We start from the raw sequence: 25108 nt of genomic DNA, 5'->3' as shown, positions 1-25108 counted from the left end.
GGCGGAGCGGCATCAATCCCGCGCGTCGCGGTCTGCGGGATGCTCGGGCACGGCACGCTCCGGGGATTCGTGGTGTTCTTCGATGTAGGTGATCGGATCCACGCTCGGGGAATGCGGGAACACCCAGAGGGTGTACATGATGTACCTGAATCCGGTGGCCAGGGCCTGGCCGATGAGTGTGCCGGAGATGTTGTCGGCGACGACGGAGTCGAGTCCGAGCACATACCGTGAGAAGCCCAGGCAGGCCAACTGCAGCGCGATGGCCAGCACGTTCACAACGGCGTAGCGCAGGACCTGGCCCCAGCTGACTGCGACCTTGCGGTCACGGTAGGTCAGCAGGCGGTTGCCCAGATAGGTGACGACGAGACCGGCGATCACAGCGATCGTCTTGGCGACGAGCGGAGCAGAGGCGAGTGGGCCTTCGCCGCCGCCGAAGACGAGCAGGTTGTAGACGACAGCATCCACCACGAACCCGAGGCCGCCGATCGCGAGGAAGATGCCACCGCGGCGGATGTTGCGAATGAAGAATTCGCGGATGTCGGTGGTGTCGGGCATACGCATGGTGATGTGACTTCTTCCTCGGTGCGGCGGGCCGAGAACGATCCGGCGCCGAGCATCCGCCCGGCGCCGGATCATCTGATCAGATGTTGCCTTCGGCGATCGCGTTCTCGATCCACGGGATGACCTCGTCGAGCATCTCGTCGAGCGTGGTGGTCGCCTCGAAGCCGAGCACGTCCTTCGCCTTGGTCACGTCGGGCACACGCTTCTGCACGTCATACTCGAACGCGGGGTCGCTGACGATGTTCAGCGGTGCGTCGGCGCCCCTGATCTTGCGCCAGATGACCTCGGCGAGCTCGACAACGGTGTGGCCGACCGGCGTCGAGATGTTGAAGTCGGTGTTCAGCGCCGCGGGGTGGTTCAGGCTGAGCACGATGCCGCGCGCGAGGTCGCCGCCGTAGGTGTAGTGGCGGACCTGGTTGCCTTCGCCGAGGATGTGGAGCGGGTCCTGGCCCTTGAGCACTTTCTGCACGAGGTCGGGAACGACGTGGCTCATGGCGAGCTGCACGTTGCCCGAGTGGATCTCGACGTCGCCGAGCGCACGCGACTCCCCGATGCCGACGCAGTTGAACGGGCGCAGGATCGTGTAGTCGACGTCGTACTGACCCTTTGCGGCACGGGCGAAGTACTCGACGGCCAGCTTCTGGAATCCGTACGAGGACAGCGGCGGCGGCACGAGCAGCTCGTCGCCCTCCTTCGACGGCCAGCGATCGGTCGACTCGAACACCATCGAGGACGACATGTACGTGACCTTCTTGAGCTTTCCGCCGGCCTTCTTGACCGCGATCGCCGCGTCGCACGACGAGGCGATGATGCGCTCGTTGGCCGCGATGAGGTCGTACTGGTAGGTGTGGAAGTAGGAGATTCCGCCGATGAGGGCCGCACCGGCGATGAAGTGGTCGCAGTCCATCAGCAGCTGGGTCATGCGCGCCGTGTCGGTGACGTCCGCGATGACGAGCTCGTAGTTGGGGTTGTCGTCATAGGACTTCTTGACGGGCCCGTACTTCGAGTAGTTGTCGACGCCGACCACCTGGTAACCCTGGCGCAGCAGCTCCTCCACGACGTAGCCGCCGATGAAGCCCGCGGATCCGGTGATGAGAACCTTTTCCATTACTTGTTTCCCTTCGAGCCGGCTTGTGCGGCTTGCTTGATCTCGTCGATGGGCAGCGGAGGCCCGAAGGCGAAGAAGTACCAACGCAGATACTTCGGGATCCACTTCTGCAATTGGAAGTTCGAGGCGCCTTCGGTCCTGTCCAGCCAGATCGTGGGCAGTTCGGCGACGGGCTTGCGCGCGCGGCGAGCCTTCGCGGTCAGCTCCAGGCCGATCTCGAACCCGTCGCGCGACTGGATGGTCACCGCACGGACGAATTCGGCGTTGTAGGCCTTGAACGAGTTGGTGGCATCGCGTGTGCCGATGCTTGCGAACGTGTGCAGCGATCGTCCCGCCAGGCGCGACAAGAAGCGCTTCAGGCGCGGGCCGCCGATCTGCTGCCCGCCGGCCATGTAGCGGCTGCCCGCCGCGACCACCACGCCTCGCTCGACCAGTTCGGTCAGCGGGTCGATCTGACGGGGATCGTCGCTGCCGTCCGCCATGGTGACCACAACTGTGGGCGCAGAGGCCACGTCGAATCCGTAGCGGATCGCCTGGGCGGGACCGCGGCCGTGGGTGTTGATCACGCTGCGGATGCGAGGGTCGCTCTTGGCGGCCTCGGCGACGACCGGGATCGTCGTGTCTTCGGGCGTGTCGACGACCACCAGCAGCTCGAAGGGGATCGTCACGGTCTTCGTCACGCGCTCGAGGAATGGCGTGATCGCATCGCCCTCGTTGTAGGCGGGGACGACGATCGAGACGCGAGGTTCGGTGCGGGTCAAATCAGCACACCGTTCCCCAGCAGATTCCAGACGTCCGCAACCGGCTTGTCCGTCTTGATATCGCGGTACTCGTTGTGCGGCGTGGCCACGATGAGGATGTCGGCGCGTTCGAGAACCTCTTCGAGCGGAACCAGAGACGCGTCCACCTCCGCAGGCACATGCGGGTCGGTGCCGAGCACCTCGCGCGCTTTGAATCGCAACACGCGCTGAAGCTTGTACGAGAGGCTGGAACGGATGTCGTCCGAGCCTGCCTTGAACGCCATACCGAGGATGCCGACGGTCTTGTCCGAAAGGTCGTACGACTGCTCGAGCTGACTGGCGATGTACAGCGGGAGGCCCTCGTTCACGAGCATCGCGGAGTGGCCGAGCTGGAAGGTGTTGTCGCTGAACGCGGCGAGCTGCATCGTGTCCTTGAACAGGCACGGGCCGGCGGCGAATCCCGGCCCGGGCATGTCCTGAGCACGCGGGTAGTCCTTGGTGAGGCCGGCGCGCACGCGCTCGAAATCCACGCCCTTGGAGTTCGCCATCATGTAGAACTGGTTCACCGCGGCGAATTTGATGTAGCGCCAGGTGTTGGTGAACAGCTTGGCGAGCTCCGCCTCCTCGGGAGTCAGCTCCACGATCGAGTCGGTGAGGGCGCCGAACAGGGCTCCGGCTCGGGCAAGGCCTTCCGGCGTATAGGCGGACACGATCTGCGGCAGCTCGAACAGCTCGGTCATCGCGCGATGCTCCGCGATCCGCTCCGGGCAGAATGCGACATCCATTCGGATGCCCATTTCGGCGACCATGTCGCGAACCAGAGCCGTCACACCGGGGTAGATCGTGCTGCGCAAGGCGAGCAGCTGACCGTCGCGGAAGAAGGGTGCGCACGTGGCGAGCGCACGGGGGATCGCGTTCGGGTCGGGGTTGAGGTGTTCGTCGACGGGCGTTCCGATCACGACGACGACATTCTCGGCCGTGGCGACCACCGCGGGATCGGTTGACGCGGTGAGCAAGCCCTGCGCGACCACACGTGCCAGGACATCGTCGGCGCCTGGCTCGATGAAGGGCATCTTCGCCTCGCGGATGCGCGCGACCGCCACCTCGGCAACGTCGTACACGACGGTGCGCCTTCCGCGGCTGGCCAGCGCGATCGCCAGAGGCAGGCCGACATGACCGCCGCCGCCGACGACGACGACATCGTTCTCAAAGCTCATTGTCCACCGTTTCATTGAGTCGCCGGAGCCGACTCGGTAAGGATATCCACCCGATGACGGCCGCAATGTCCACTCAGACCGCTCGGCACAGTCCACCAGCCCTGCTCAGTGCCGTCGGGGGTGCGCGTGGTCTCCAGTCGGCGCGCTCTAGGCTGATCGGAGGCGCCGAGGGCCCAGGCCGGGACGACGCGCACGACGCGTTCGATGCGGCACCGCCTGCTCGCGGAATGCGCGTCCGGCTCGAGGGATGAGGAGTGCATGCACTGATGGCGAAGATCGGGATCGTCGGTGGCGGGATCGTGGGCGTTGCGCTCGCGCGGGCGTTGTCGTCGCGGGGTGCCGAAGTGGTGGTGTTCGAGAAGGAGACACGGCTGTCGCAGCATCAGACTGGGCACAACTCGGGCGTCGTGCATGCCGGGCTGTACTACAAGCCGGGGTCGTTGAAGGCGACGCTGTGCGCGGCGGGCCGCGTGTCGATCCGCCAGTTCTGCGAGGCGAAGGGGCTGCCGTATCGCGAGGTCGGCAAGCTCGTCGTCGCCGTCGACGAGACCGAGCTGGACGCGCTGGCTGAGATCGAGCGCCGCTCGACCCTGAACGGGGTGCCGGACCTGGCCCGCATCGATGATGTCGCGCGGCTGCGGGAGATCGAGCCGCACGTGGCCGGGATCGCCGCGGTGCACTCGCCGCACACCGCGGTGGTGGACTACGCGTCGATCACCGAGGCGATGGCCCAGGACGTGCGTGCCGCAGGCGGGCAGATCCGCCTCGGCCATGAGGTCACCGGGCTGCGGCTGGAGAGCGGCCGGGTGCGGGTGTCCACCCCGGTGTCGCAGGACGTGGTGGATCGGGTGATCGTGTGCGCGGGGCTGCAGTCCGACGTGGTCGCGAAGCTGATCGGTGCGGATGCGTCGCCGAAGATCCTGCCGTTCCGCGGCGAGTACTGGGAGCTCGCGCCGGAGCGCACCGGTCTGGTGAACGGGATGATCTACCCGGTTCCCGACCCGCGATTCCCGTTCCTCGGCGTACATTTCACGCGCGGCGTGTACGACAACGTGCACGTCGGCCCGAACGCCGTGCCAGCGCTCGCCCGCGAAGGATACGACTGGCTGCAGTGGTCGGTGAAGGACACGTGGGAGTCGCTGCGGTGGCCGGGCGCATGGCCGCTCGCCAAGCAGCACTGGCGCATGGGCGTCGACGAGATCTCCGCCTCGCTGATCAAGCCGCTGTATTACCGCAAGGCGCGCCGGTTCATTCCCGAGCTCAAGAGCTCCGACCTCACGCACAAGTCCGCCGCCGGCGTCCGAGCGCAGGCGTGGGGCCGCGCAGGGGAGCTTCTGGACGACTTCGCCGTGGATCAGGTCGGCCCTGTCACCGTGTTGCGCAACGCCCCCTCTCCGGCCGCGACGAGCTCCATCGCCATCGCCGAGTACGTGCTCGAGCACTACCTATCGAAGGCCGCCGCCTAAGATCGATCGCGTGACCACCGCAGCCGTCGGCGCACCCGGATCCGCCCGGCGCTACCTCCACTCCCTGTGGCTGCTGTCGGCGCGCGACCTGAAGGTGCGCTACTCCACGAGCGCGCTCGGCTACCTGTGGTCGATCCTCGATCCGCTGGTCATGAGCGCCATCTACTGGTTCGTCTTCACGCAGGTCTTCCAGCGCACTGTCGGCCACGAACCGTACATCGTGTTCCTCATCACGGCGCTCCTGCCGTGGGTGTGGTTCAACTCCTCGGTGTCGGACTTCACGCGTGCGTTCAACAAGGACGCGCGGCTGGTGCGATCCACGGCGATCCCGCGCTCGATCTGGGTCAACCGCATCGTGCTGAGCAAGGGGATCGAGTTCCTCTGCTCGCTGCCCGTGCTCGCGCTGTTCGTCGTGATCTCGCAGTTCACCACGTTCCCCGCGCAGCTGAACTGGGGCCTGCTGTGGCTGCCCGTCGCCGTCGTGCTGCAGGCGGTGCTGCTCGTCGGGCTGGGGCTGCTCGTCGCACCGCTGTGCGTGCTGTGGAACGACCTCGAGCGCACCACGAAGCTCATCCTGCGCGCGCTCTTCTACGCCTCCCCGGTCATCTACGGCGTCGAAGACCTCCCCGTGCCGTTCGATACCGTCGCGGCGTTCAATCCGCTCTCGGGCATCTTCGCCCTTTACCGCGTCGGCTTGTTCGCTGCGGAATGGGATGCCTGGGCCATCGGCATCGGCGCGGTCCTGTCGTTTCTCTTCCTCGCGCTGGGCGTCTTCGTGTTCCGGCGGCTGGAGCGTCCCATGCTGAAGGAACTGTGATGACGGCATCCGGTCCGGCGATCGAGGTGCGGGATCTCGGCGTGCGCTTCCGCCGCAACCGCCGCGGTCGCCGCAGCATCAAGGACCTCTTCTCGGACTCGTCGCGCCGCTCCAAGCCCGGGGAGTTCTGGGCGCTGCGCGACGTCAGCTTCGATGTGAAGCCCGGCGAGTCGATCGGCGTGGTGGGACGCAACGGGCAGGGCAAGTCGACGCTCCTCAAGCTCGTCGCCGGAGTGCTCCTGGCCGACGAAGGCACGGTGTCGGTCAACGGCGGCGTCGCGCCGCTCATCGAGATCACAGGCGGCTTCGTCGGCGATCTCACGGTGCGCGAGAACGTGCGCCTCGCGGCGGGACTGCACGGGATGTCGAAGGCCGAGGTCGCGCGCCGCTTCGACGGGATCATCGACTTCGCCGAGCTCGCCGAGTTCATCGACACCCCCTACAAGCACCTGTCCAACGGCATGAAGGTGCGTCTGGCGTTCTCGGTCGTCTCGCAGCTCGAAGAGCCCATCCTCCTCGTCGACGAGGTGCTCGCGGTGGGCGACAAGGCTTTCCGAGAGAAGTGCTACCGGCGCATCGACGAACTGCTCGCCGAGGGCCGCACGCTCTTCTTCGTCTCGCACAGCGAGCGCGACCTGCGCCGCTTCTGCACGCGGGGCCTGTATCTCGACAAGCACCGGCTGGCGATGGATGCCCCGATCGGCGAGGTGCTCGACCGCTACAACGCCGACTACCCGACGGGCTGAGGCGCGCCCGACCGCTGGCGTCCGGGTGGTGGATGCACGGTTGTTAGGCTGGAGAGGTTGCGCCGAGAGCGCCGTCCACGTCGCCGATCGGCCAAGCAATGAGAATCGCAGTAGTAAACAACTTCTACCCGCCGCGTCCCGGTGGGTCGGCCCATCTTTCCCAGCATCTCGCGCACAGGTACGCCGAAGCCGGCCACGACATTCTCGTGATCACCGCGACATACGGCGACGCCCCTCGCGAAGAGGTGCGAGACGGAGTGCGCATCGTGCGGATCCCCGCATGGACGCTGCCCAAGAGCCGCCTGTCAGCCAATTTCGACATCGGATTCACGATCTCGCCTTCGGCGAAGCGCCGTGTGTTCGCCGTGCTCGATGAGTTCGCGCCGGATGTGATCCACCAGCACGGCCAGTTCTTCGACCTGACCTGGCTGTCGGGATGGTGGGCGCGCAAGCGCAGGGTTCCCACGCTGCTCAGCATCCACACTCGGCTCGAAACGCCCCTCAGCCGGTTCAACGACTTCGTCTACGCGATGGCCGATCTGATGGTCGTGGTCCCCACAATGCGCATCCACCGGCCGAAGCTGGTCGTCATGGACATCCTGATGGACCGCTACATCGACCGCAGGTACCGCAGAGCCATCACCGGCAAGGTGGCGATCCCGGTGGGCGTCGCCCCCGATGTCATGCGCGGCGGCGATCCTGCGGACGTCATCGCCGAACACGGTCTGGAGGGTCGCCGGGTCGTCGTCTCGATCGGCCATGTGATCCCTCAACGCAGTCGAATCGCGCTCGTACGCGCATTGCCGCTCGTGCTCGAGAGATTCCCCGACCTCGCTGTCATCGTCATCGGCGGCGTGTATCACGACGAGTTCCTCCATATCGCGAAGGATCTGGGGGTCGAACACGCACTCATCACCACGGGGGCCATTCCGCAGGCGCGGATCCCCGATTACCTTGCCGCGGCAGACGTCGAGGTGCATGAGCTGGAAGGCTTGGGCTTCGGGACGGCGAGCCTCGAGGCGCTCGCCGTCGGCGTGCCGGTCATCGCGGCCATCGAGGAGGACAACTTCCTCGACTTCCGCATCGCAGACGGACGTGAGCTGTTCATCACGCCCCCTATCAGCAGCACTGATCCGCGGGCGGACCCGAGCGCTCTCGCAGGTGTGCTGATGCGGGTGCTCGAGGACCCGGCTGCAGCGCGCGAGCAGGTTTCGGCCAACGCGCAGCGACTGATCGAAGAGCACTTCACGATCGAGCGCGTCGCCCAGCGTCACCTGGAGGTTCTCGCGGAGATGGCGGATGGACGGGGCGGTTCCCGAGGGATCCCCGGGTAGGTCATACGCCCGAATGCACGAATGAAAGTGCCCTGCTGAAGATCTTCGCCGTGATCCTCGAACTCCCCGGGTGGAAGCCCGGATTCGACCGCGTCAGCCTGCCGCACTCTCCAGCGGCGGCATCGGCTGCCACGAGGCATCCTTCGCGATCTTGCGCCCGTCGCGCAGGCCCCGGAACAGGTTCGACGTGCCGCGCACGGTGCGCTCGACGAACGCGAGGCGGATGAGCTCCTTGCCGAACGTGAGCGCCGTGCCGAGACCGAACAGCACCGGGTTGTAGACGCCCAGCGAGCGGTAGTAGCGCTTGATGTGGGCGCGGTTTCGCATGATGTAGTAGCGGTACGCGTTGCTCGACGCGTTCATGTGGCGGATGCCCATGTCCCACTGCTTGATCTCGCGCGTGCGCCGCAGCACGAACTCGTTCACGATGACCGACTGCGTCTTGCGGGAGGCAAGCCAGCCGTACATCTGGTCGTCCCAGTAGATGAAGAAGCGCGGGTCGGGAAGGCCGATCTGCCTAACGACGTCGCGGTTGATGAACATGCCCTCGAAGCATCCCGAGTTCATCGGCTTGTACCCGGACTCGTCGAAGCCGGCGGGAGCGAACGGGATCGGGATGCCGAGGGGCTCGGACACGCGGTACTGCCAGTAGAACTCGCTGCCGTCGTAGTCGTAGCGGCGGCCCTGGATGCTCTGGAAGCGCGGGGCCCACTTGCCCATCTTCGCGAGGCCGTCGGGAATGACCTCGACGTCGTCGTCCATGAGCCAGATCCACTCGGAGCCGAGCTCGTAGGCCACCCGCATACCCTCGCTGAAGCCGCCCGAGCCGCCGGTGTTGGTCTCGAGCCGGCGGTAGACCAGCTCGATCGGAGCCAGGCGCTCGCGGAAGCCCTCGACGACCTCGGTGGTGTCGTCGACCGACGCGTTGTCGATGATCACGACGTGGCCGGGCTTGGGGTCCATCCGCTCGATGCTCTCGAGCAGGCGCGTCAGCAGCCCCGATCGGTTGTACGTCACGATCGCGATGGTGGCGGTCGCCGGAACGAAGGCGGGGGCGGAGACGGACGCGGCGGATTCGGCGAGGGCAGACATGACCTGAGAATCCTACCTGCCGCGCCCAACCGTTCCCACCAGCAGGCGGGTTCGTCACCGCTCGTGGGGCAGCTCCTCCAAGACGTCGGGCTCTTCGCCGCCCGGCCCGTCGCGCAGGCGCCCGCGCCACGATCGGGACTGGCCCGCGCGCACCGCGCACACCACGAGCATCAGCCAGCCGAGGCCCGAAAGCGTGAAGCTCTCGAAGAGCGAGTCCGCCAGGAGCGCCACCAGGATGAGCGGCGTCCACGCGTAGACGATCGAACGGCGCTCACTGGCGTCGAGCCATGACCGCACGAGCGCGGCGGCGGCGAACGTGACGAACAGCACGAGACCGACCCAGCCGAGCTGGATCAGCACGTCGACGTAGGCGTTGAGGGCGCTGGCGTGGTTCTGATGGAGCCAGTAGTTGACGCTGTTGAAGGGGAACTCGTCCGTCGCCCACGGTCCGTACCATCCCCACCCCTGCACGGGATGGAAGCGCACGTACCCGATCAGGTCGCTCCACAGCTCGGTGCGCAGCGCCAGGTCGTCCTGCGCGCCGAGGAGCCGGATAAGGGGCGCCCGCGCGGAGTAGACGACGACGAGGCCGGCCACGACGACCGAGCCGATCGTCCACTGCAGCGCCGAGCGGCGGGCGGGGGAGGTGTGGCGCACGAGCGCCAGCACGGCGGCGGCGAGCCCGACGGTCGCCGCCAGCACGAGCACGGTGGGGGAGTCGCTGAGCACGGCCAGCAGGCCCGCGAGCACGACGGACAACAGCGACACCCCGGGCCGCACCGACTGCGTGCGGTGCTCGACGAGGAACGTGATGAGCGCCAGGACCGCGACGAACCCGAGGGCGTTGCGTGTGCCGAAGATGCCCTGGATGGGTCCGAACTCGGCGATCCTGCCCTGCACGCCGATGAAGCGGAAGGGGATGTCGAGGAGGATCCCCGACAGCACCTCGACCGCGAGCGACGCCGACAGCAGCACGCGCAGCACGTCGCCGAGCGCGCGAGCGGTCTGCAGCGTGTCGCGGACATGCCCGATGACGACGGCCAGCAGTGCGATCGCCGCGGTGTAGACCCAGCTCCAGAACGACTGGCCGGAATCCGACGCCCAGAACACGCTCGCGAGCATCCAGCCGACGAGCACGATGAGCGAGATCGGCACGAGGCGCAGCAGCGAGATCTCCCGGCGCCGGCTGATGAGCACTCCGACCCCGGTCGCGCACAGGGTGGTCACGATCGTGGCGTAGGTGACGCGGCCGGCGAGGTGCTCGATGAGATAGGCGGCGAACACCGTGCCGAGCACGGCGATCGTGTAGGCGCGCGCGAACTCGGCCGAGCCCAGCAGCGCCCCGAGCCAGCCGGGCGACCCACGGCGGGTGGCCTCGGTCACGGCATCCGCTTCGTCAGATCGCCCCGCTCGATCGCGAGCGTCCGTTCGGCCGGTCCTGCCCCGACGTGCGGGGACTGCTTGATCTTGCCCCCGAACAGCGCCACCAGCATCCATCCCCACACCAGGAGCGGACCGGACTCGGCCACGCCCTGCACGAGCAGGATCGTGATCACGAGCGAAGGAAGCAGCGTGAGGGGCGAGTACGGGCGATCGGCGCGAAGGTCCCACCGAGGACGGTCGACGGCGAAGAACCACGCCCGCCACGTGAAGGCGGCATACAGGAGGATGAGGATGCCGAGGCCCACGACTCCGAGCTGCATGAGCACGTCGATCCACATGTTGTGGGCCTGCATCACACTCACACCGTGGTCGATGATCCAGCCGTCGAAGGCGGGGTCGGTGGTGACCCAGGGCGTGGCGAAGCCCCATCCGGCGAAGGGGCGCTGCGCCGCCCGCTGCAGGACGGCGGACCAGATGTCCTCGCGGCCGGTGAGGTCGGCGCTGCGCCCGAGTGCGTCGAGGATCTTCTCGCGCAGCAGCAGCAGCGCAAGCCCCGCCCCGACGGCGACCAGAGCGTAGGCGACGTAGTACTTCGTGCGCTCGCCGGGTCTGCGGGTGGTGCGCATGAGGAGGATCGTCACGAGCACCACGACCACGGCCGCTGCGGCGAGATACGCCGTCGCCGAGGCTGCGCGCACCAGCAGGTACGCCGACACGGCGATCCAGATCCACAGGATCGCGCGGCGCGGGGCGCGCGCGGCGATCCGGATGGCGAAGACGATGATCGCGAGGAGGGCCACGGGACCGAGCAGGTTCGCGTTGCCCATGATGCCCTGGATCCGCCCGCCGTCGAGCAGGTTGTCGCGCGACCAGTACAGGATGGGGTCGGCCGCGGGCTCTTCGGGGATGACGAACCCCGGCAGGATGGGCCCGCCGACGAACAGCGACACCCACAGCTCGAAGGCGAGCGACAGTGCCATGACCCACTTGAGCGCCGAGGCGAGGGCCTTCACGACCTCTCGCCAGGTCAGGACGGCCCCCACGAACAGGCCCTGCAGCGACGTGATCGCCAGCAGCAGCCACGTGAAGGCCGACACAGCGGGCCACGCCGACCAGGTGATCGACAGCGCCGCCCACGCGACGTAGGCCACGACGAACCACGGCAGGCGCCGCCACTGCACCGGCGGCTTCACGGCGAACCACAGCCCCGCCGACAGCACGCCCCCCGCGATGGTGATCACCGTCGTCGCCGTCGTGCCGAACGCGTTGATCCACGCGGTGCCCGACAGGGCCATGAAGAGCACGAAGATGCACCAGCCCCGCAGGAGCATGTGTGCCGTCTTCTCGCGGACCGGGGCTCCCGGCGGGGCTGACACCGGGTGCTTCGTGTGGATGGCCATCGCGATCTCAGGCTACCGCGCGCATCACGCCTAGGCTGGTCCCGTGCTGGTGCCGATCACGAACCTTCCCCGCGACTACGCCTGGGGCTCCACGTCGCTCATCGCCGGGCTCGAGGGGCGCGAGCCGACCCGGTCCCCCGAGGCCGAGGTGTGGTTCGGCGATCACCCGGGCAGCCCCGCCCGCCTTCCCGACGGTCGCACGCTGGACCGGTGGCTCACCGAGGAGGGCGCCGCCGTCGGTGCGCCGGTGCGGCTGCCGTATCTGCTGAAGCTGCTGGCCGCGGCATCCCCCCTCTCGATCCAGGCCCACCCGTCGAAGGCGCAGGCCGTCGCCGGGTACGCGCGCGAAGAGGCCGCCGGCATTCCGCGGGACGCGGCGCACCGCACCTACCGCGACGACAACCACAAGCCCGAGCTCATCGTCGCGGTGAGCGATACGTTCGTCGCGCTCGCGGGGCTGCGCGAACTCGGTGCGACCGGGCGCCTGCTGCGCGGGCTGGGCGAGGCGGGCACGGCGGTGGCGGATCGGCTGGATGCCTCGACCCCGCGCGACGTGATCGCGTGGCTGCTCTCGGGCCAGGCGGCCGCCGAGGTCGACGGCGTGATCTCCGAGGCGCTCGAGGCCCGCTCCGACGAGTTCGCGGCGGAGCTGTCGCTGCTGCGGCGATTCGGCGGCGCGTTCCCGCATGACCCGGGGCTGGTGGTGGCGCTCCTGATGAACCTCGTGACGCTGCGGCGCGGCGAGGCGCTGTTCGTCGACGCCGGGGTGCTGCACGCCTACGTCGAGGGCCTGGGCGTCGAGATCATGGCCGCGAGCGACAACGTCGTGCGCGGCGGGCTCACCCCGAAGCACGTCGATGTCGCGGGCCTGCTCGAGGTGGTCGACGGCGACCCGGCCCCGCCGCCCCTGCTCGTGCCGGAGCAGGTCGCGGCGAACGTCGACCGGTACGCCCCGCCCGTCCCCGACTTCGCGCTGCTGCGCGTGCAGGTCGATGGTGAGCCGGTGTCGGTGCCGCTCGACGGTGCGGCGATCGTGCTGGCCGTGTCGGGCTCGGTGTCGGTCTCGGAGGGGACCCCGGGCGACGTGGTCGCCCTCACGCCCGGGAAGGCCGGGTTCGCGGCCGGCGCGGCCCGGATCTCGCTGACCGGCGAGGGCGAGGTCTTCGTCGCCGAGCCCGGCCGATGACCCGCGCCGTTCTGGAATCGTGACACGCCGTCGGCGCGTCATGAAGGTTAACGCGGGGGTTGAGGCTTTACGATACCCGACTTGACCGTTTCGAACTACACCGGTGTAATTACTTCATCACGCGGACCGCGTGCCGGGGGGATCAGAGGGTGGAGAACGAAATGGCGGGGGTATCGCAGTTCCGTTCCGGCGTTCCGGACAATTGGTTCGTCGACCCAGTTCAACTGGGCGTTCCGGGGGTGCGTCGGCCGGTCGAGGTCGACGACGAGAACGCTCTGGGCTGGCAGACCGATGCGCTGTGCGCACAGACCGATCCAGAGGCCTTCTTTCCCGAGAAGGGCGGATCGACTCGTGACGCCAAGCGCATCTGCTCATCGTGCGACGTGCGTGCGCAATGCCTCGAGTACGCGCTCCGAAACGACGAGCGGTTCGGCATCTGGGGCGGGCTCTCGGAGCGCGAGCGCCGCAAGCTCAAGCGCCGCGCCAGCTGACACCGATCATGCCGACCTCGGCGCGTAGCGCCGAGCCGGCGAGCCGTCGCGCCTAGGCTGACCACGTCATGGCCCCCCGAGTACACGCCATCCTCATCGTGCGCGCCGACGATCATCCGGCCGCAGCGTTCCACGTGCGCCGTACGCTCGCGGCCCTCTCGCGCCAGTCCCTCCCGCCGCATGCGGTGACCGTCGTGCTGTGCGGCGACGCCGTCCGCGTCGCCGAGGTCGTGACGGGGGATGCGGCAGGCGCGTCGCAGGACGGCGGGGGCGGGGCATCCCTCGACGCATCGCGCATCGTGCGCGCGCCCGTGGGCACGTCGTTCGCGGACGCCGTCGCGCTGGCGGTCGCGCGAGCCGGTGAAGACGCCGATGCCGCGCCGGCCGAGGCCCTGTGGCTGCTGGCCCAAGACACAGCGCCCGAACGCGCGGCCCTGGAGCGGCTCGTGGGGGCGCTCGAGCGCTCGCCCGCCGCGCTGTTGGCCGCCCCCAAGCTCGTGCGGTGGGACGACCGCGGCGAGATCGTCTCGTTCGGCGTCACGATGACGCGCTTCGGCCGCGCGGTGGAACTCGCCGACGGTGAGCTCGACCAGGGCCAGCACGACGCCGTCGAGGACGTCATGGGCGCCGACGTGCGCGGCCTTCTCGTCCGCGCCGACGCGTGGCAGACCCTCGGCGGACTGGACCCGGCGCTCGCCGGAGCCGACGAGGGCCTCGATCTGGGGGTGCGGGCGCGCCTTGCGGGCGGACGCCCCGCCCTCGCAGCGGGCGCGATCGTCGCCGTTGCCGGCGACGGGGTGGCCGGTCCGCGGGCGCCTGTCGACGCCGTGCGGCGCGTGCGGGGCGCCTACGCGTCCCGCGTCGCCCAGCTGCACCGGCGCCTGGCCTACGCGCCGGTCGCGGCGGTGCCGTTCCAATGGCTCGCGCTGCTGCCGCTCGCCCTGTGGCGCACCCTGCTGCGCCTCGTGCAGAAGCAGCCCTCGCTCGTGGCGCCGGAGTGGGCCGCGGCCGCCGTCGTCGCCGTGCGCCTGGGGGCGATCGGCCGTTCCCGCGCGCGCATCCGGCGCGCCCGCACGGCGGGGTGGGCCGCGCTCGCTCCGCTGCGCATGACGCAGCTCGAGCTGCGCGAGCGGCTCGAGGACGACCCGGAGGCGGCGGGCGGCGCCGCCCGCGGCGGCCTGCACTTCTTCACGGGGGGCGGCGCGTGGCTCGTGCTCGCGGCGCTGGTGGCATCGGTCGCCTCGTTCACGGCCCTGCTCGCGTGGCCCGTGCTGGGCGGCGGCGGGATGCTGCCGCTGCCGTCGCACCTTGCTGCGCTGTGGTCGGACGCGGCGTTCGGGTCGCGCGCGATCGGGCTGCACACGGTCGGGCCCGCAGATCCGTTCGCGGGCATCGTGGCGGCGGTGGGATCGCTGTGGCCGGCCGCGCCCTCGCGGGCGCTGGTGATCCTATGGGTGCTGGCGATGCCGCTGGCCGCGCTCGGCGGCTGGTTCGCCGCCACCCGCGTGAGCGACCGCGCCGTGCTGCGGCTCGCGGGCGGGGCGATCTGGGCGCTCGCGCCGACGTTCCTCACGGCCCTCGTGCAGGGGCGGCCGGAGGCGGTGCTGCTGCACCTGCTGCTGCCGTGGCTGTTCTTCGCCGCGTGCGCGGCGCATCGCGACTGGGTGCCGGCGGGCGCGGCATCCGTTCTGCTTGCGACGTGCGTCGCGTGCGCGCCCGTGCTGGCGCCCGCCTTCGCCGTGGTGTGGATCGCGGCGCTCCTGCTCGTCGTCGCGGTGCGAAGCGCTCGCGGCGTGGGCAAGCTCATCTGGCTGGTCGTGCCGACGATCGTGGTGGCCGTCCCCCTGGTGTGGCGTCAGCTCGTCGACGGCAACGCCCTGGGACTGCTCGCCGATCCCGGCGCCGTGTGGGCAGGCCCGCAGGTCGCCGCCGACGCGCAGGGCCGCGCGCTGCTGGCGGCGGGCCTTCCCACGGCGGATCTGGCGGGGTGGTCCGCATTCCTCCCGGGCGAAGACCTGTGGTGGGTGCCGCTGCTGGCGGCGCCCGTGGCCGTGCTCGCGCTGATCGCGCCGATCACGCAGCGCTGGGGCGTCGGAATCGGAATGCTCGTCGTGACCGGCCTGGGGCTGGCGACCGCGTTCGCGGCGGTGGGCATCGCGGTCGCGGCGACGCAGTCCGACGTCGTCGCGCTGTGGCCGGGGACCGGCCTCAGTCTCGCCTGGCTGGGGGCCCTCGCGGGGGCCCTCGTGACCCTCGACGCCGCGCTCGGCACAGGACGCGACCCCGCCGACGGCGCAGCGGCCTCGCCGAACCTCGCGCGAAGACTGGCCGCGGTGCGCGGCGTCCTCGCGGTGGTCGTGGTGGCCGCGATCGCGGTGCTCGCTGTGCCGAACCTCACCGCCATGGCACGCGGAACCGCCCTGATCCATCTGGGGGATGCCAGCACCCTGCCCGCGTTCGTCGCGGCCGAGGGGCGCAGCGACCCCGACGTGGGAACGATCGTGCTCACCCCGCAGGAAGCGGGCGGCGTCGCGACCCGCGTGGTGTGGGGTGCCAGCGAGTCGCTCGGCGGGCAGGCGAGCATCGTGTCCACGCGGTCCGAACTGACCGAGGAGGACCGCCGCACCGCGCAGTTGGCCGCCGACCTGGTGACCAGCGCCGCGACGGATGTCACGGGGCGGCTGGGCGCCGCCGGGATCGGCTTCGTCCTGCTGGCGCCTGCCGCCGACCCCGAGTCAGACCAGGCGCGTGCCCTGCGGCTCGGCGCGGCGACCGCGCTCGACCAGCGCGACGGGCTCGTCGCCGTCGGCGACACCGCGAAGGGTTCGCTGTGGCGGGTGACGGATGCCGTCGCCCCGCGTGCGTCGGCCGGGGTATCCGCCGACCGCATCGGGCTCTGGATCGCGATCGCGCAGCTGGTCGCACTCGGGATCGCGGTGCTGCTGGCGATCCCGACGGCGGCGTCGCGTCGCGCCGCCCGCCGCGCCCCGCGCGTGGTCGGCATTCACTGGCAGGAGGGACGATGAGCGACCGCCGCATCTTCCGCTGGGCGACCACCGGCGCCCGCGCGTTCGCCGGGACGGTCGCCGTCGCCGCGTTCGTCTTCGCCGTCGTGACCGCCATCGGCGTGCCCTGGCCGACGCACTCGCGCGAGGCGCTCTCGGTCGAGGCCATGCCCGTCCCGGCGGCGAGCGTGCTCGCGTGCGGCGGAGGGATCCTCGGACTCGGACAGGTGGTCGAGGACGCCGACCAGATGGTCCTGGTCTCGCCCCAGACCGTGCGAGCCGGCGCCGGCGTCGACGGCGCCCCGCTCACCGACTGGGTGCTGGAAGGGCCCGCGCAGGCCGGCGCGTTCAGCGCGGAGCCGGTCGGGTCCGACCGGACGCCGATCGCGGCATCGGGATCGGCGACCGCGTCGACGAGCTTTCTGCGCGGCTTCGCGGCCTCCGCCTGCCGCCCGCCGCTCACCGAGTCGTGGCTGGTCGCAGGATCGGGCGCCACCGGCGCCGCGGACGTCGTGCTGCTGGGCAACCCCTCCCCGGTGCCGGCGATGGTCGAGCTGACCGTGTACGGAGCGCAGGGGCCGGTGGTGCCCCCGGGCGGGGCGAACCTCGTCGTGGCGCCCGGGTCGCAGCGGGCGATCCCGCTGGCGGGGCTCGCGTTCGGCGAGACGAGCCCCGTCGTGCGCGTGAGCGCGCGAGGAGCCGCGGTGACCGCGACGCTGCAGACGAGCATCACCCGCACGCTCGCAACGGGCGGCGTCGACACGGTGGGCGCCGTCGCGAGCGCGCAGCCGACCCTGATCATCGCGGGCGTCTCGGTGTCGTCGGCCGCGGCCGCGGCGACCGGAGACGCCGCCACCGTCGCGCGCGTGCTCGCGCCGACCGCCGACGGCACGGCGTCCATCCAGGTCACGGCCGTTCGAGGCGCGGGCCCCGCCCGCGAGGCGATCTCGGCGCCGCTGCGAGCGGGGTACCCGGTCGAGGTGGACCTCAGCGGGCTCGAGGTCGGCGAGTACGTGGTGGAGGTCGTGGCGGACGTCCCGGTGGTGGCGGCGGTGTGGCAGACGACGGGCTTCGGCACGGGTGCCGACTTCGCGTGGTACACCCCCGCGCCCGAGGTGAGCGCGCCCACGGTGCTCGCGCTGCCGCCCGGTCCTCAGCCGACGCTCACCCTCGTCAACACCGGCGACGCCGACCTCGTCGTCGCGTACGGCGGCCTCGACGAGGCGTCCGAAGTCACCGTGCCTGCCCAGTCCACGACGTCGGTGCGCCTCCGCGGGCAGGGCATCGTGCGGCTGGATCCCTCAGCCCCGGTGCACGCGGGCGTGTCGCTCACCGGCGACGGCGCGCTGGCCGGCTTTCCGGTGTGGCCCGATGACGCGGCCTCCCGCCCGATCACGGTGTACCCGTAGCGCGGGCGGCCTCCCGCGGCGCTCGCTGCGTGCGTGCGCGCCTAGGATGGGGGCCATGGCATGGCGGAGGGCGCGAAGCGCGGTGCGGCGTCCCGCGCGGCACGGTCGCCACGGCCGCGAGGATCGCAGCCCGATCGTGCGCCCGCCGCTTGCGCCGCTGGACACCCGCATGGAGCGCTTCGACCTGGCCGTCGTGACCGCCGCGGAGTTCCTGCGCTCGGCGTGGCCCGAACTGCGCGAGGTGCGCTTCGAGGTGGGGGACATGCCCGCCGCGTCGGACGACGAGGGCATCCCGCGGTGGACGGTGCTGCCCGATGAGCGCCGCATCATCCTCTACCGGGTTCCGATCGAGCGGCTGAGCCACCTGCACCGCAACGACGACCTGCACCGGCGCATGATGGTCGAAGGCTCGGTCTTCAGAGCAGCCGCCGAGTACCTCGATCGCGACCCGTGGGATCTGGGGCCGGAGCGGTTCCGGTACTTCTGACGCGGAATCCGTCCCCGCGCTTTCCCGCGCGCCCCGCGCGTGCGCACGGCTGCGGACGATAGCGTGGCGCAGATGCGCGAGAGACTCTGCTCCAAGGTCGCGTGCGCCCGCGAGGCGGTGTCGACCCTCACCTACGACTACGGCGACAAGATGGCCGCGGTGGGGCCGTTGGGGGCGGCTGCCGACCCGCACGCCCACGATCTGTGCGCTATCCACACCGAGCGGCTCTCGGTGCCGAAGGGCTGGGTGGTCGTGAAGCACGAGACGCTCGGCGTCTGACTTCGCTCGCGGGCGGTCGTGACAGAATGGGCGGATGCCGCTCGAAACCGCCGCTCCCGAGACCTCTGCCCGTCCCTTCGCGTACGAGGTCAAGGACCTCTCTCTCGCCGAGACGGGGCGCCACCAGCTGCGTCTCGCCGAGAACGAGATGCCGGGCCTCATGGCCCTGCGCGAGGAGTACGGCCCGTCGCAGCCGCTCAAAGGCGCCCGCATCGCCGGCTCGCTGCACATGACGGTGCAGACTGCGGTGCTCATCGAGACGCTCGTCGCGCTGGGCGCCCAGGTGCGCTGGGCCAGCTGCAACATCTTCTCCACGCAGGACGAGGCCGCCGCCGCTGTGGTCGTGGGCCCGACCGGCACCGTCGACGCGCCCGCGGGCGTTCCGGTGTTCGCGTGGAAGGGCGAGACCCTCGAGGAGTACTGGCGGCTCGCGGACCGCATCTTCGACTGGTCCGACGAGGGCGCAGACGGCCCGAACCTGATTCTCGACGACGGCGGCGACGCGACCCTGCTCGTGCACAAGGGCGTCGAGTTCGAGAAGGCGGGCGCTGTTGCGGATGCCGCACCCGGCGACCCGCACGAGTACCGCGTGATCCTCGACACGCTGCGCGCGTCGCTCGCGCGCGACCCGCAGCGCTTCACGCGCATGGCCGAGGGCCTGATCGGCGTCACCGAAGAGACCACCACCGGCGTCCACCGCCTGTATGAGCTCGCCGAGGCCGGAACGCTCCTGTTCCCGGCGATCAACGTCAACGACTCGGTCACCAAGTCGAAGTTCGACAACAAGTACGGCATCCGCCACTCGCTGCCTGACGGCATCAACCGCGCCACCGACGTGCTGATGGGCGGCAAGGTCGCCTTCGTCGCCGGCTACGGCGACGTGGGCAAGGGCGCGGCCGAGGCGCTGCGCGGCCAGGGCGCACGCGTCATCGTCGGCGAGATCGACCCGATCTGCGCGCTGCAGGCCGCGATGGACGGCTATCAGGTCGCGCGCCTGTCCGACGTCGCCGGGCAGGTCGACATCATCGTGACCGGCACCGGCAACAAGGACGTCGTCACCCCCGCAGACCTGCTCAAGCTCAAGCACCTCGCGATCGTCGGCAACGTCGGCCACTTCGACAACGAGATCGACATGGCCGGCCTCGAGGCGCTCGAGGGCGTCGAGAAGATCGAGATCAAGCCGCAGGTGCACGAGTACCGCCTGCCGAACGGCCGCAGCGTGCTGGTGCTGAGCGAGGGGCGCCTGCTGAACCTCGGCAACGCCACGGGGCATCCGTCGTTCGTCATGAGCGCGTCGTTCGCCAACCAGGTGCTCGCCCAGATCGAGCTGTTCACGAAGACCGACGAGTACCCGACGGGCGTGTACGTGCTGCCCAAGGCCCTCGACGAGAAGGTCGCGCGCCTGCACCTGGGTGCGCTCGGCGTCGAACTCACGGTGCTGACCGACGACCAGGCCGCGTATCTGGGCGTGCCGGTCGAGGGCCCGTACAAGCTCGACCACTACCGCTACTGACGGGCCTCGAGCGCGCTCGAGAGTGCGCGAATGACGGATGCCGCGGCATCCGTCCCCTGATTGGTGCGCTTCGGGCGGCCCGATGACCGCGAGCGCTGCGCCTCAGCGCGTCGGAAAGCCGCGAGGCGCCGCCGACACGCCGACCGTGAGGGCGTCGACCCGCTGCGTCTCGAGCGCGAGCGCACGATACTCGCGGTCGCGCCGGACCGCGGCGACGGCCAGCGCGAACGTCTCTGGGTCTGTCGCCGGCAGCGGCGAGACGAACGCCTCCGCCTCGCGCGCGAGGGATGCCGCCAGCCGCGCCCGCGCGGGCGGGTCGAGGCGCTCGGCGCTCAGCGCGAACCGCGCCAGCCGCCGTGCGAGGCGGTCGGGCAGGCGGGCGACGTCGGCGGTCATCGCCCAGGCCGCAAGCGATGGGGCAACGCCGTGCGCGGGTTGTGGAAGCGGGGGAGTGCGCGTGCGCTCCGAGTAGGTGCCGGCGACGAGGTCGCCGAGGCGCTGCGAGCGGGGCGTGAACGCGCCCACGATCGCCGCGACCGCGCCGAAGGTCATCCACAGCTCGAACACCCCCAGGAGCGCCCGCACGAAGGCCTGTCGGAACCCCGAGGCCCCGCCGTCGGCACGCACGATGCGCCCGCCCACCGCGAGGCGGCCGAGGCTGCGCCCGCGGGTCGCGGTCTCGACCGCGGTCGGGATCACCACCATGACCACGACGATCGCCGTGACGGTCAGGATCGGCGCGGCGCTGCCGTCGATGATGCCCTGGGCGATGAGCCAGCCCGACACCAGCGCGAACAGCACCAGCACGAGGATGCCGATGAGAAAGTCGATCAGGGTGCCCAGTGCCCGCATGAAGTAGCCGAGGGGCTGGACATCGAGTGCGACGGCCTCGCCGGTGAGGATCTCGTCCTGGTGGATCGAGATCACCGAGGGGCCGGGGGCGTGGGATGCGGGAGCGCCGGGCATGGGTACAGTAAACAGCATATGGATCTGGACGCACTGACCGCCGCCCGCCGCGACGAGTGGGCCCGGCTCGACGAGCTCAGTCGCACCCGACGGCTCGACGGCGCACAAATCGACGAGCTCGTGACGCGCTATCGCGCGGCATCCGCCGATCTCGCCGACATGAAGACGTCCGCGGGCCGCAGCGCCCAGGGCGACCACGTGTCGACGATGCTCGCCAGGGCCCGGCTGCGGCTCACCGGCGCGCCCGAGAACGTGATGCGCCAGATCCCGCGGTTCTTCGTGCTGCAGCTGCCGGCGGCGCTGTACCGGCTGCGCTGGACGACTCTGGTGATCGCGGTGTCGTTCGTGGCGGTGGCCACGGTGGTGGCGCTGTGGGTGTCGTCCGATCCCGCGCTGGTGGCGAGCCTCGGCGACCCGGCCCAGCTCGAGCAGTACGCGTCCGAGGATTTCACCGGCTACTACAGCGAGAACCCCGCCGCGGTGTTCGCGGGCACCGTGTGGACGAACAACGCGTGGATCGCCGCGCAGTGCGTGCTGTTCGGCATCACCGGGCTCTGGCCGATCATGGTGATCGTGCAGAACGCGGTGAGCGTGGGGCTCGCCGCCGGGATCATGATCTCGTTCGAGCGCGCAGACGTCTTCGTGCTGTACATCCTGCCGCACGGCCTGCTCGAGCTCACATGCGTGTTCGTCGCGGCCGCGGCGGGCCTGCACATCTTCTGGGCGTGGGCGGCGCCGGGGCGCCGCCCACGCGGCGAGTCGCTCGCGTCGGCGGGGCGGGCGCTGGCGACCGTCGCCGTCGGGCTCGTGATCGCCCTCGGGGTCGCGGGGGCGATCGAGGGGTTCGTGACGGCTCAGCCCTGGCCGTGGCCGGTCAAGATCGGCATCGGCGCGGGCGCCCTGGCGCTCTTCCTCGTCTACCAGCTCGTCGTCGGCGGGCGGGCGCACCGATCCGGCGAGACGGGCGATCTCACCGAGCAGGAGGCGGGCACCCCCACGTTGACGGCCGGATGACGCCGCAACGGATGCCGCGGCATCCGTCACCGTCTTCTCACTGTGCGGGAGAGGGCGGAGAGCATACCTTGTTTTGGATGACTCAAAACAGCGCTACGCTCGAGGGGTGACGATGCTCCGAGGGTCGACGACGGCGGATGCCGCGATCCGAGGCTCCGGGCTGCGTGTCACCGACTCGCGGCGGGCGGTCTACGACGCGCTCTGCGCGAACCCTCATGCGAGCGCCGACGACGTCTACGCGCGGGTGGTGCCCACCGTCCCCGGCACGAGCCTGCAGTCGGTCTACAACGCGCTCAACGACTTCGTCGACGCGGGACTGGTCCGGCGCATCGAGCCCGCCGGTCGCGCCGGGCTCTTCGAGCTGCGAGTCGCCGACAACCACCACCACATCGTGTGCCGCTCGTGCGGCGCGATCGAAGACGTCGACTGCGCCCACGGCGCAGCGCCCTGCCTGCAGCCCTCCGACACGCATGGCTTCATCGTCGAGGAGGCCGAGGTGACGTACTGGGGGCTGTGCCCCGCGTGCGCCGCCGAAGCCGCCGCCTGATCCGTCCCACCCGTTCTCGAGGAAGGAACTCACACCATGAGCAACACCGACGACACCACCGGCATCGGTGAGAACCCGACCGGCACCGACCAGTCGGTGACCGTCACCGACACCGAAGGCGCCCGCGCCGAACAGGCGCAGGCCGAGCAGTGCCCGGTGCTGCACGCGGGCGCGCAGCCGCACCCGGTGAACGGGTCGGCCAACCGGGTGTGGTGGCCGAACCAGCTGAACCTCAAGATCCTCGCGAAGAACCCGTCGGTGCGCAACCCGCTCGGCGAGGACTTCGACTACAAGGCCGCCTTCGAGGCGCTCGACCTCGCGGCGGTCAAGAAAGACATCGCCGAGACCCTCACCACGTCGCAGGACTGGTGGCCGGCCGACTTCGGCAACTACGGTCCGCTCATCATCCGCATGGCGTGGCACAGCGCCGGCACCTACCGCGTGACCGACGGCCGCGGCGGCGGTGGGGCGGGACAGCAGCGCTTCGCGCCGCTGAACTCGTGGCCCGACAACGTCGGCCTCGACAAGGCGCGCCGCCTGCTCTGGCCGGTGAAGAAGAAGTACGGCCAGTCGATCTCGTGGGCCGACCTCATGATCCTCGCCGGCAACGTGGCGCTCGAGTCGATGGGCTTCAAGACCTTCGGCTTCGCCGGCGGCCGCCCCGACGTGTGGGAGCCGGACGACGACGTGTACTGGGGCCCTGAGACCACGTGGCTCGGCGACGAGCGCTACACGGGCGACCGCGACCTCGAGCGCCCGCTGGCGGCCGTGCAGATGGGCCTCATCTACGTCAACCCCGAGGGCCCCAACGGCACCCCCGACCCGGTGGCGGCGGCCCGCGACATCCGTGAGACGTTCTCGCGCATGGCGATGAACGACGAAGAGACGGTCGCGCTGATCGCCGGCGGCCACACGTTCGGCAAGACGCACGGCGCCGCTCCCGACTCGAACCTCGAAGACAACCCCGAGGCGGCGGGCCTGGAGCAGCAGGGCCTGGGATGGAAGAACAACTTCGGCTCGGGCAAGGGCGACGACCAGATCACCTCGGGTCTCGAGGTCACCTGGACCTACCACCCGACGCGCTGGGACAACGAGTTCTTCCACATCCTGTTCGCGTACGAGTGGGAGCTCATGCAGAGCCCGGCGGGCGCCCATCAGTGGCGGCCGAAGAACGGCGCCGGGGCCGACCTGGTGCCGCTCGCGCACTCGAACGGCCGTCGCGAGCCGCGCATGCTCACCACCGACCTCTCGCTGCGCTTCGACCCCGAGTACGAGAAGATCTCGCGACGCTTCAACGAGGACCCGGAGGCCTTCGCCGACGCCTTCGCGCGCGCGTGGTTCAAGCTGACCCACCGCGACATGGGCCCGCTCTCGCGCTACCTCGGCCCCGAGGTTCCGGCCGAGGAGCTCATCTGGCAGGATCCGGTCCCGGCCGTCGACCACGAGCTGATCGACGCGGCGGACGCCGCCGCGCTCAAGCAGCAGATCCTCGAGACCGGTCTCACCGTCTCCGAGCTCGTCTCGGTGACGTGGGCGGCGGCATCCAGCTTCCGCGGCAGCGACAAGCGCGGCGGAGTGAACGGCGCCCGCATCCGCCTCGCGCCGCAGAAGGACTGGGAGGTCAACAACCCGGCTCGCCTGCAGAAGGTGCTCTCGGCGCTCGGCAGCATCCAGCACTCGTTCAACTCGGCGCAGGCCGGTGACAAGAAGGTGTCGCTCGCGGACCTGATCGTGCTGGCCGGCAACGCGGCGGTCGAGAAGGCGGCGGCGGATGCCGGCGTCGAGGTCGAGGTGCCGTTCCACCCGGGCCGCACCGACGCCTCGCAGGAGCACACCGACGTCGAGTCGTTCGGCTACCTCGAGCCGGTGGCCGACGGATTCCGCAACTACCAGGGGCCGCTGGCCGAGATGCCGGCCGAGCACCACCTGCTCGACCGCGCGAACCTGCTCACGCTCACCGCACCCGAGACGACGGTGCTGGTCGGTGGCCTGCGCGTGCTCGGCGCCAACTGGGACGGCTCGGAGTACGGCGTGTTCACCGACCGCCCCGGCGTGCTCACGAACGACTACTTCGTGAACCTGCTCGACCTCGGCACGACGTGGAAGCCGCTGGACCCAGGCTCGCACGCGTTCCAGGGAACGAAGGAGGGCTCGGGCGAGGTCGTGGGACGCGGCACCCGCGTGGACCTGCTGTTCGGCTCGAACTCCGAGCTGCGCGCGCTCGCCGAGGTGTACGCCTCGGACGACGCGACGGAGAAGTTCGTGCGCGATTTCGTCGCGGCGTGGGGCAAGGTCACCGAGCTCGACCGCTTCGACCTGCGCTGACCGGGCCGGCATCCGGATCGCA

General features: G+C 70.2%; 22 protein-coding genes. 14 read left to right on the top strand and 8 right to left on the bottom strand.

The window, feature by feature from the left end:
* Positions 1–12: 12 nt before the first annotated feature.
* The 4 genes from AB1K54_RS05765 to AB1K54_RS05750 form a co-directional block, all read right to left on the bottom strand.
* Positions 13–555 carry a GtrA family protein gene (locus AB1K54_RS05765; RefSeq protein ID WP_371201766.1) on the bottom strand — a complete coding sequence of 181 codons (543 nt, stop codon included), beginning with the start codon at positions 553–555 and terminating at the stop codon, positions 13–15.
* Positions 556–640: 85 nt separating this feature from the next.
* On the bottom strand, positions 641–1669 hold the full coding sequence (locus tag AB1K54_RS05760; protein ID WP_371201765.1) for an NAD-dependent epimerase/dehydratase family protein: 1029 nt from the start codon (positions 1667–1669) through the stop codon (positions 641–643).
* On the bottom strand, positions 1669–2430 hold the full coding sequence (locus AB1K54_RS05755) for a glycosyltransferase family 2 protein (RefSeq protein WP_371201764.1): 762 nt from the start codon (positions 2428–2430) through the stop codon (positions 1669–1671). Before AB1K54_RS05755 ends, AB1K54_RS05760 begins: the two co-directional genes overlap by 1 nt.
* The gene (locus AB1K54_RS05750; RefSeq protein WP_371201763.1) at positions 2427–3626 is read right to left on the bottom strand and encodes a nucleotide sugar dehydrogenase; all 1200 of its coding nucleotides are present in this window, start codon (positions 3624–3626) and stop codon (positions 2427–2429) included. Before AB1K54_RS05750 ends, AB1K54_RS05755 begins: the two co-directional genes overlap by 4 nt.
* A gap of 266 nt (positions 3627–3892) precedes the next feature.
* Here AB1K54_RS05750 and lhgO point away from each other — a divergent pair, with 266 nt between their 5' ends.
* The 4 genes from lhgO (at position 3893) to AB1K54_RS05730 (ending at position 7989) form a co-directional block, all read left to right on the top strand.
* A complete protein-coding gene (gene lhgO / locus AB1K54_RS05745; RefSeq protein ID WP_371201762.1) occupies positions 3893–5092 on the top strand; it encodes an L-2-hydroxyglutarate oxidase in 1200 nt (399 codons plus the stop codon).
* A gap of 10 nt (positions 5093–5102) precedes the next feature.
* A complete protein-coding gene (locus AB1K54_RS05740) occupies positions 5103–5909 on the top strand; it encodes an ABC transporter permease (RefSeq protein ID WP_371201761.1) in 807 nt (268 codons plus the stop codon).
* The gene (locus AB1K54_RS05735) at positions 5909–6655 is read left to right on the top strand and encodes an ABC transporter ATP-binding protein (protein WP_371201760.1); all 747 of its coding nucleotides are present in this window, start codon (positions 5909–5911) and stop codon (positions 6653–6655) included. Before AB1K54_RS05740 ends, AB1K54_RS05735 begins: the two co-directional genes overlap by 1 nt.
* A 98-nt stretch (positions 6656–6753) precedes the next feature.
* A complete protein-coding gene (locus AB1K54_RS05730; protein WP_371201759.1) occupies positions 6754–7989 on the top strand; it encodes a glycosyltransferase family 4 protein in 1236 nt (411 codons plus the stop codon).
* 93 nt (positions 7990–8082) lie between these two features.
* Here the strand turns inward: AB1K54_RS05730 and AB1K54_RS05725 are convergent, their stop codons facing one another.
* The 3 genes from AB1K54_RS05725 to AB1K54_RS05715 are packed head-to-tail and all read right to left on the bottom strand — an operon-like array spanning position 8083 to position 11864.
* Positions 8083–9081, bottom strand: a complete 999-nt coding sequence (locus tag AB1K54_RS05725; RefSeq protein ID WP_371201758.1) for a glycosyltransferase family 2 protein — start codon at positions 9079–9081, stop codon at positions 8083–8085.
* Positions 9082–9135: 54 nt separating this feature from the next.
* A complete protein-coding gene (locus AB1K54_RS05720; RefSeq protein ID WP_371201757.1) occupies positions 9136–10464 on the bottom strand; it encodes an O-antigen ligase family protein in 1329 nt (442 codons plus the stop codon).
* Positions 10461–11864, bottom strand: a complete 1404-nt coding sequence (locus AB1K54_RS05715; RefSeq protein ID WP_371201756.1) for an O-antigen ligase family protein — start codon at positions 11862–11864, stop codon at positions 10461–10463. The genes AB1K54_RS05720 and AB1K54_RS05715 overlap by 4 nt, the downstream gene beginning before the upstream one ends.
* 43 nt (positions 11865–11907) lie before the next feature.
* Between AB1K54_RS05715 and manA the strand changes: the two genes are divergently transcribed.
* The 7 genes from manA (at position 11908) to ahcY (ending at position 20234) form a co-directional block, all read left to right on the top strand.
* Complete coding sequence (manA, locus tag AB1K54_RS05710; protein ID WP_371201755.1) at positions 11908–13050, top strand: mannose-6-phosphate isomerase, class I; 1143 nt, start codon at positions 11908–11910, stop codon at positions 13048–13050.
* Positions 13051–13211: 161 nt separating this feature from the next.
* A complete protein-coding gene (locus AB1K54_RS05705; RefSeq protein WP_371201798.1) occupies positions 13212–13541 on the top strand; it encodes a WhiB family transcriptional regulator in 330 nt (109 codons plus the stop codon).
* A 68-nt stretch (positions 13542–13609) separates the two neighbouring features.
* Positions 13610–16567 carry a glycosyltransferase gene (locus AB1K54_RS05700; protein WP_371201754.1) on the top strand — a complete coding sequence of 986 codons (2958 nt, stop codon included), beginning with the start codon at positions 13610–13612 and terminating at the stop codon, positions 16565–16567.
* A complete protein-coding gene (locus tag AB1K54_RS05695) occupies positions 16564–17955 on the top strand; it encodes a DUF5719 family protein (protein WP_371201753.1) in 1392 nt (463 codons plus the stop codon). Before AB1K54_RS05700 ends, AB1K54_RS05695 begins: the two co-directional genes overlap by 4 nt.
* A 55-nt stretch (positions 17956–18010) precedes the next feature.
* Positions 18011–18442, top strand: coding sequence for a metallopeptidase family protein (locus AB1K54_RS05690; protein ID WP_371201752.1), 432 nt, complete (start codon positions 18011–18013; stop codon positions 18440–18442).
* Positions 18443–18514: 72 nt separating this feature from the next.
* Positions 18515–18721, top strand: coding sequence for a DUF3499 family protein (locus AB1K54_RS05685; protein ID WP_371201751.1), 207 nt, complete (start codon positions 18515–18517; stop codon positions 18719–18721).
* 34 nt (positions 18722–18755) lie between these two features.
* Positions 18756–20234 (top strand): adenosylhomocysteinase, encoded by a 1479-nt coding sequence (ahcY, locus tag AB1K54_RS05680; RefSeq protein ID WP_371201750.1) that lies wholly within the window; start codon positions 18756–18758, stop codon positions 20232–20234.
* A 102-nt stretch (positions 20235–20336) separates the two neighbouring features.
* On the opposite strand, the gene AB1K54_RS05675 is transcribed toward ahcY, so the two are convergent.
* Complete coding sequence (locus AB1K54_RS05675; RefSeq protein ID WP_371201749.1) at positions 20337–21200, bottom strand: RDD family protein; 864 nt, start codon at positions 21198–21200, stop codon at positions 20337–20339.
* A gap of 18 nt (positions 21201–21218) precedes the next feature.
* Here AB1K54_RS05675 and AB1K54_RS05670 point away from each other — a divergent pair, with 18 nt between their 5' ends.
* The 3 genes from AB1K54_RS05670 to katG all read left to right on the top strand — a co-directional run bounded on the left by AB1K54_RS05670 (position 21219) and on the right by katG (position 25086).
* Positions 21219–22214, top strand: coding sequence for a stage II sporulation protein M (locus AB1K54_RS05670; protein WP_371201748.1), 996 nt, complete (start codon positions 21219–21221; stop codon positions 22212–22214).
* 112 nt (positions 22215–22326) lie between these two features.
* Complete coding sequence (locus AB1K54_RS05665; RefSeq protein ID WP_371201797.1) at positions 22327–22761, top strand: Fur family transcriptional regulator; 435 nt, start codon at positions 22327–22329, stop codon at positions 22759–22761.
* 36 nt (positions 22762–22797) lie between these two features.
* Positions 22798–25086 carry a catalase/peroxidase HPI gene (katG, locus tag AB1K54_RS05660; RefSeq protein WP_371201747.1) on the top strand — a complete coding sequence of 763 codons (2289 nt, stop codon included), beginning with the start codon at positions 22798–22800 and terminating at the stop codon, positions 25084–25086.
* Positions 25087–25108 lie beyond the last annotated feature (22 nt).

This window comes from Microbacterium sp. BWT-B31, from assembly GCF_041379855.1.
Lineage (GTDB): Bacteria > Actinomycetota > Actinomycetes > Actinomycetales > Microbacteriaceae > Microbacterium.
This window is presented reverse-complemented; position numbering and strand designations above follow the sequence as displayed.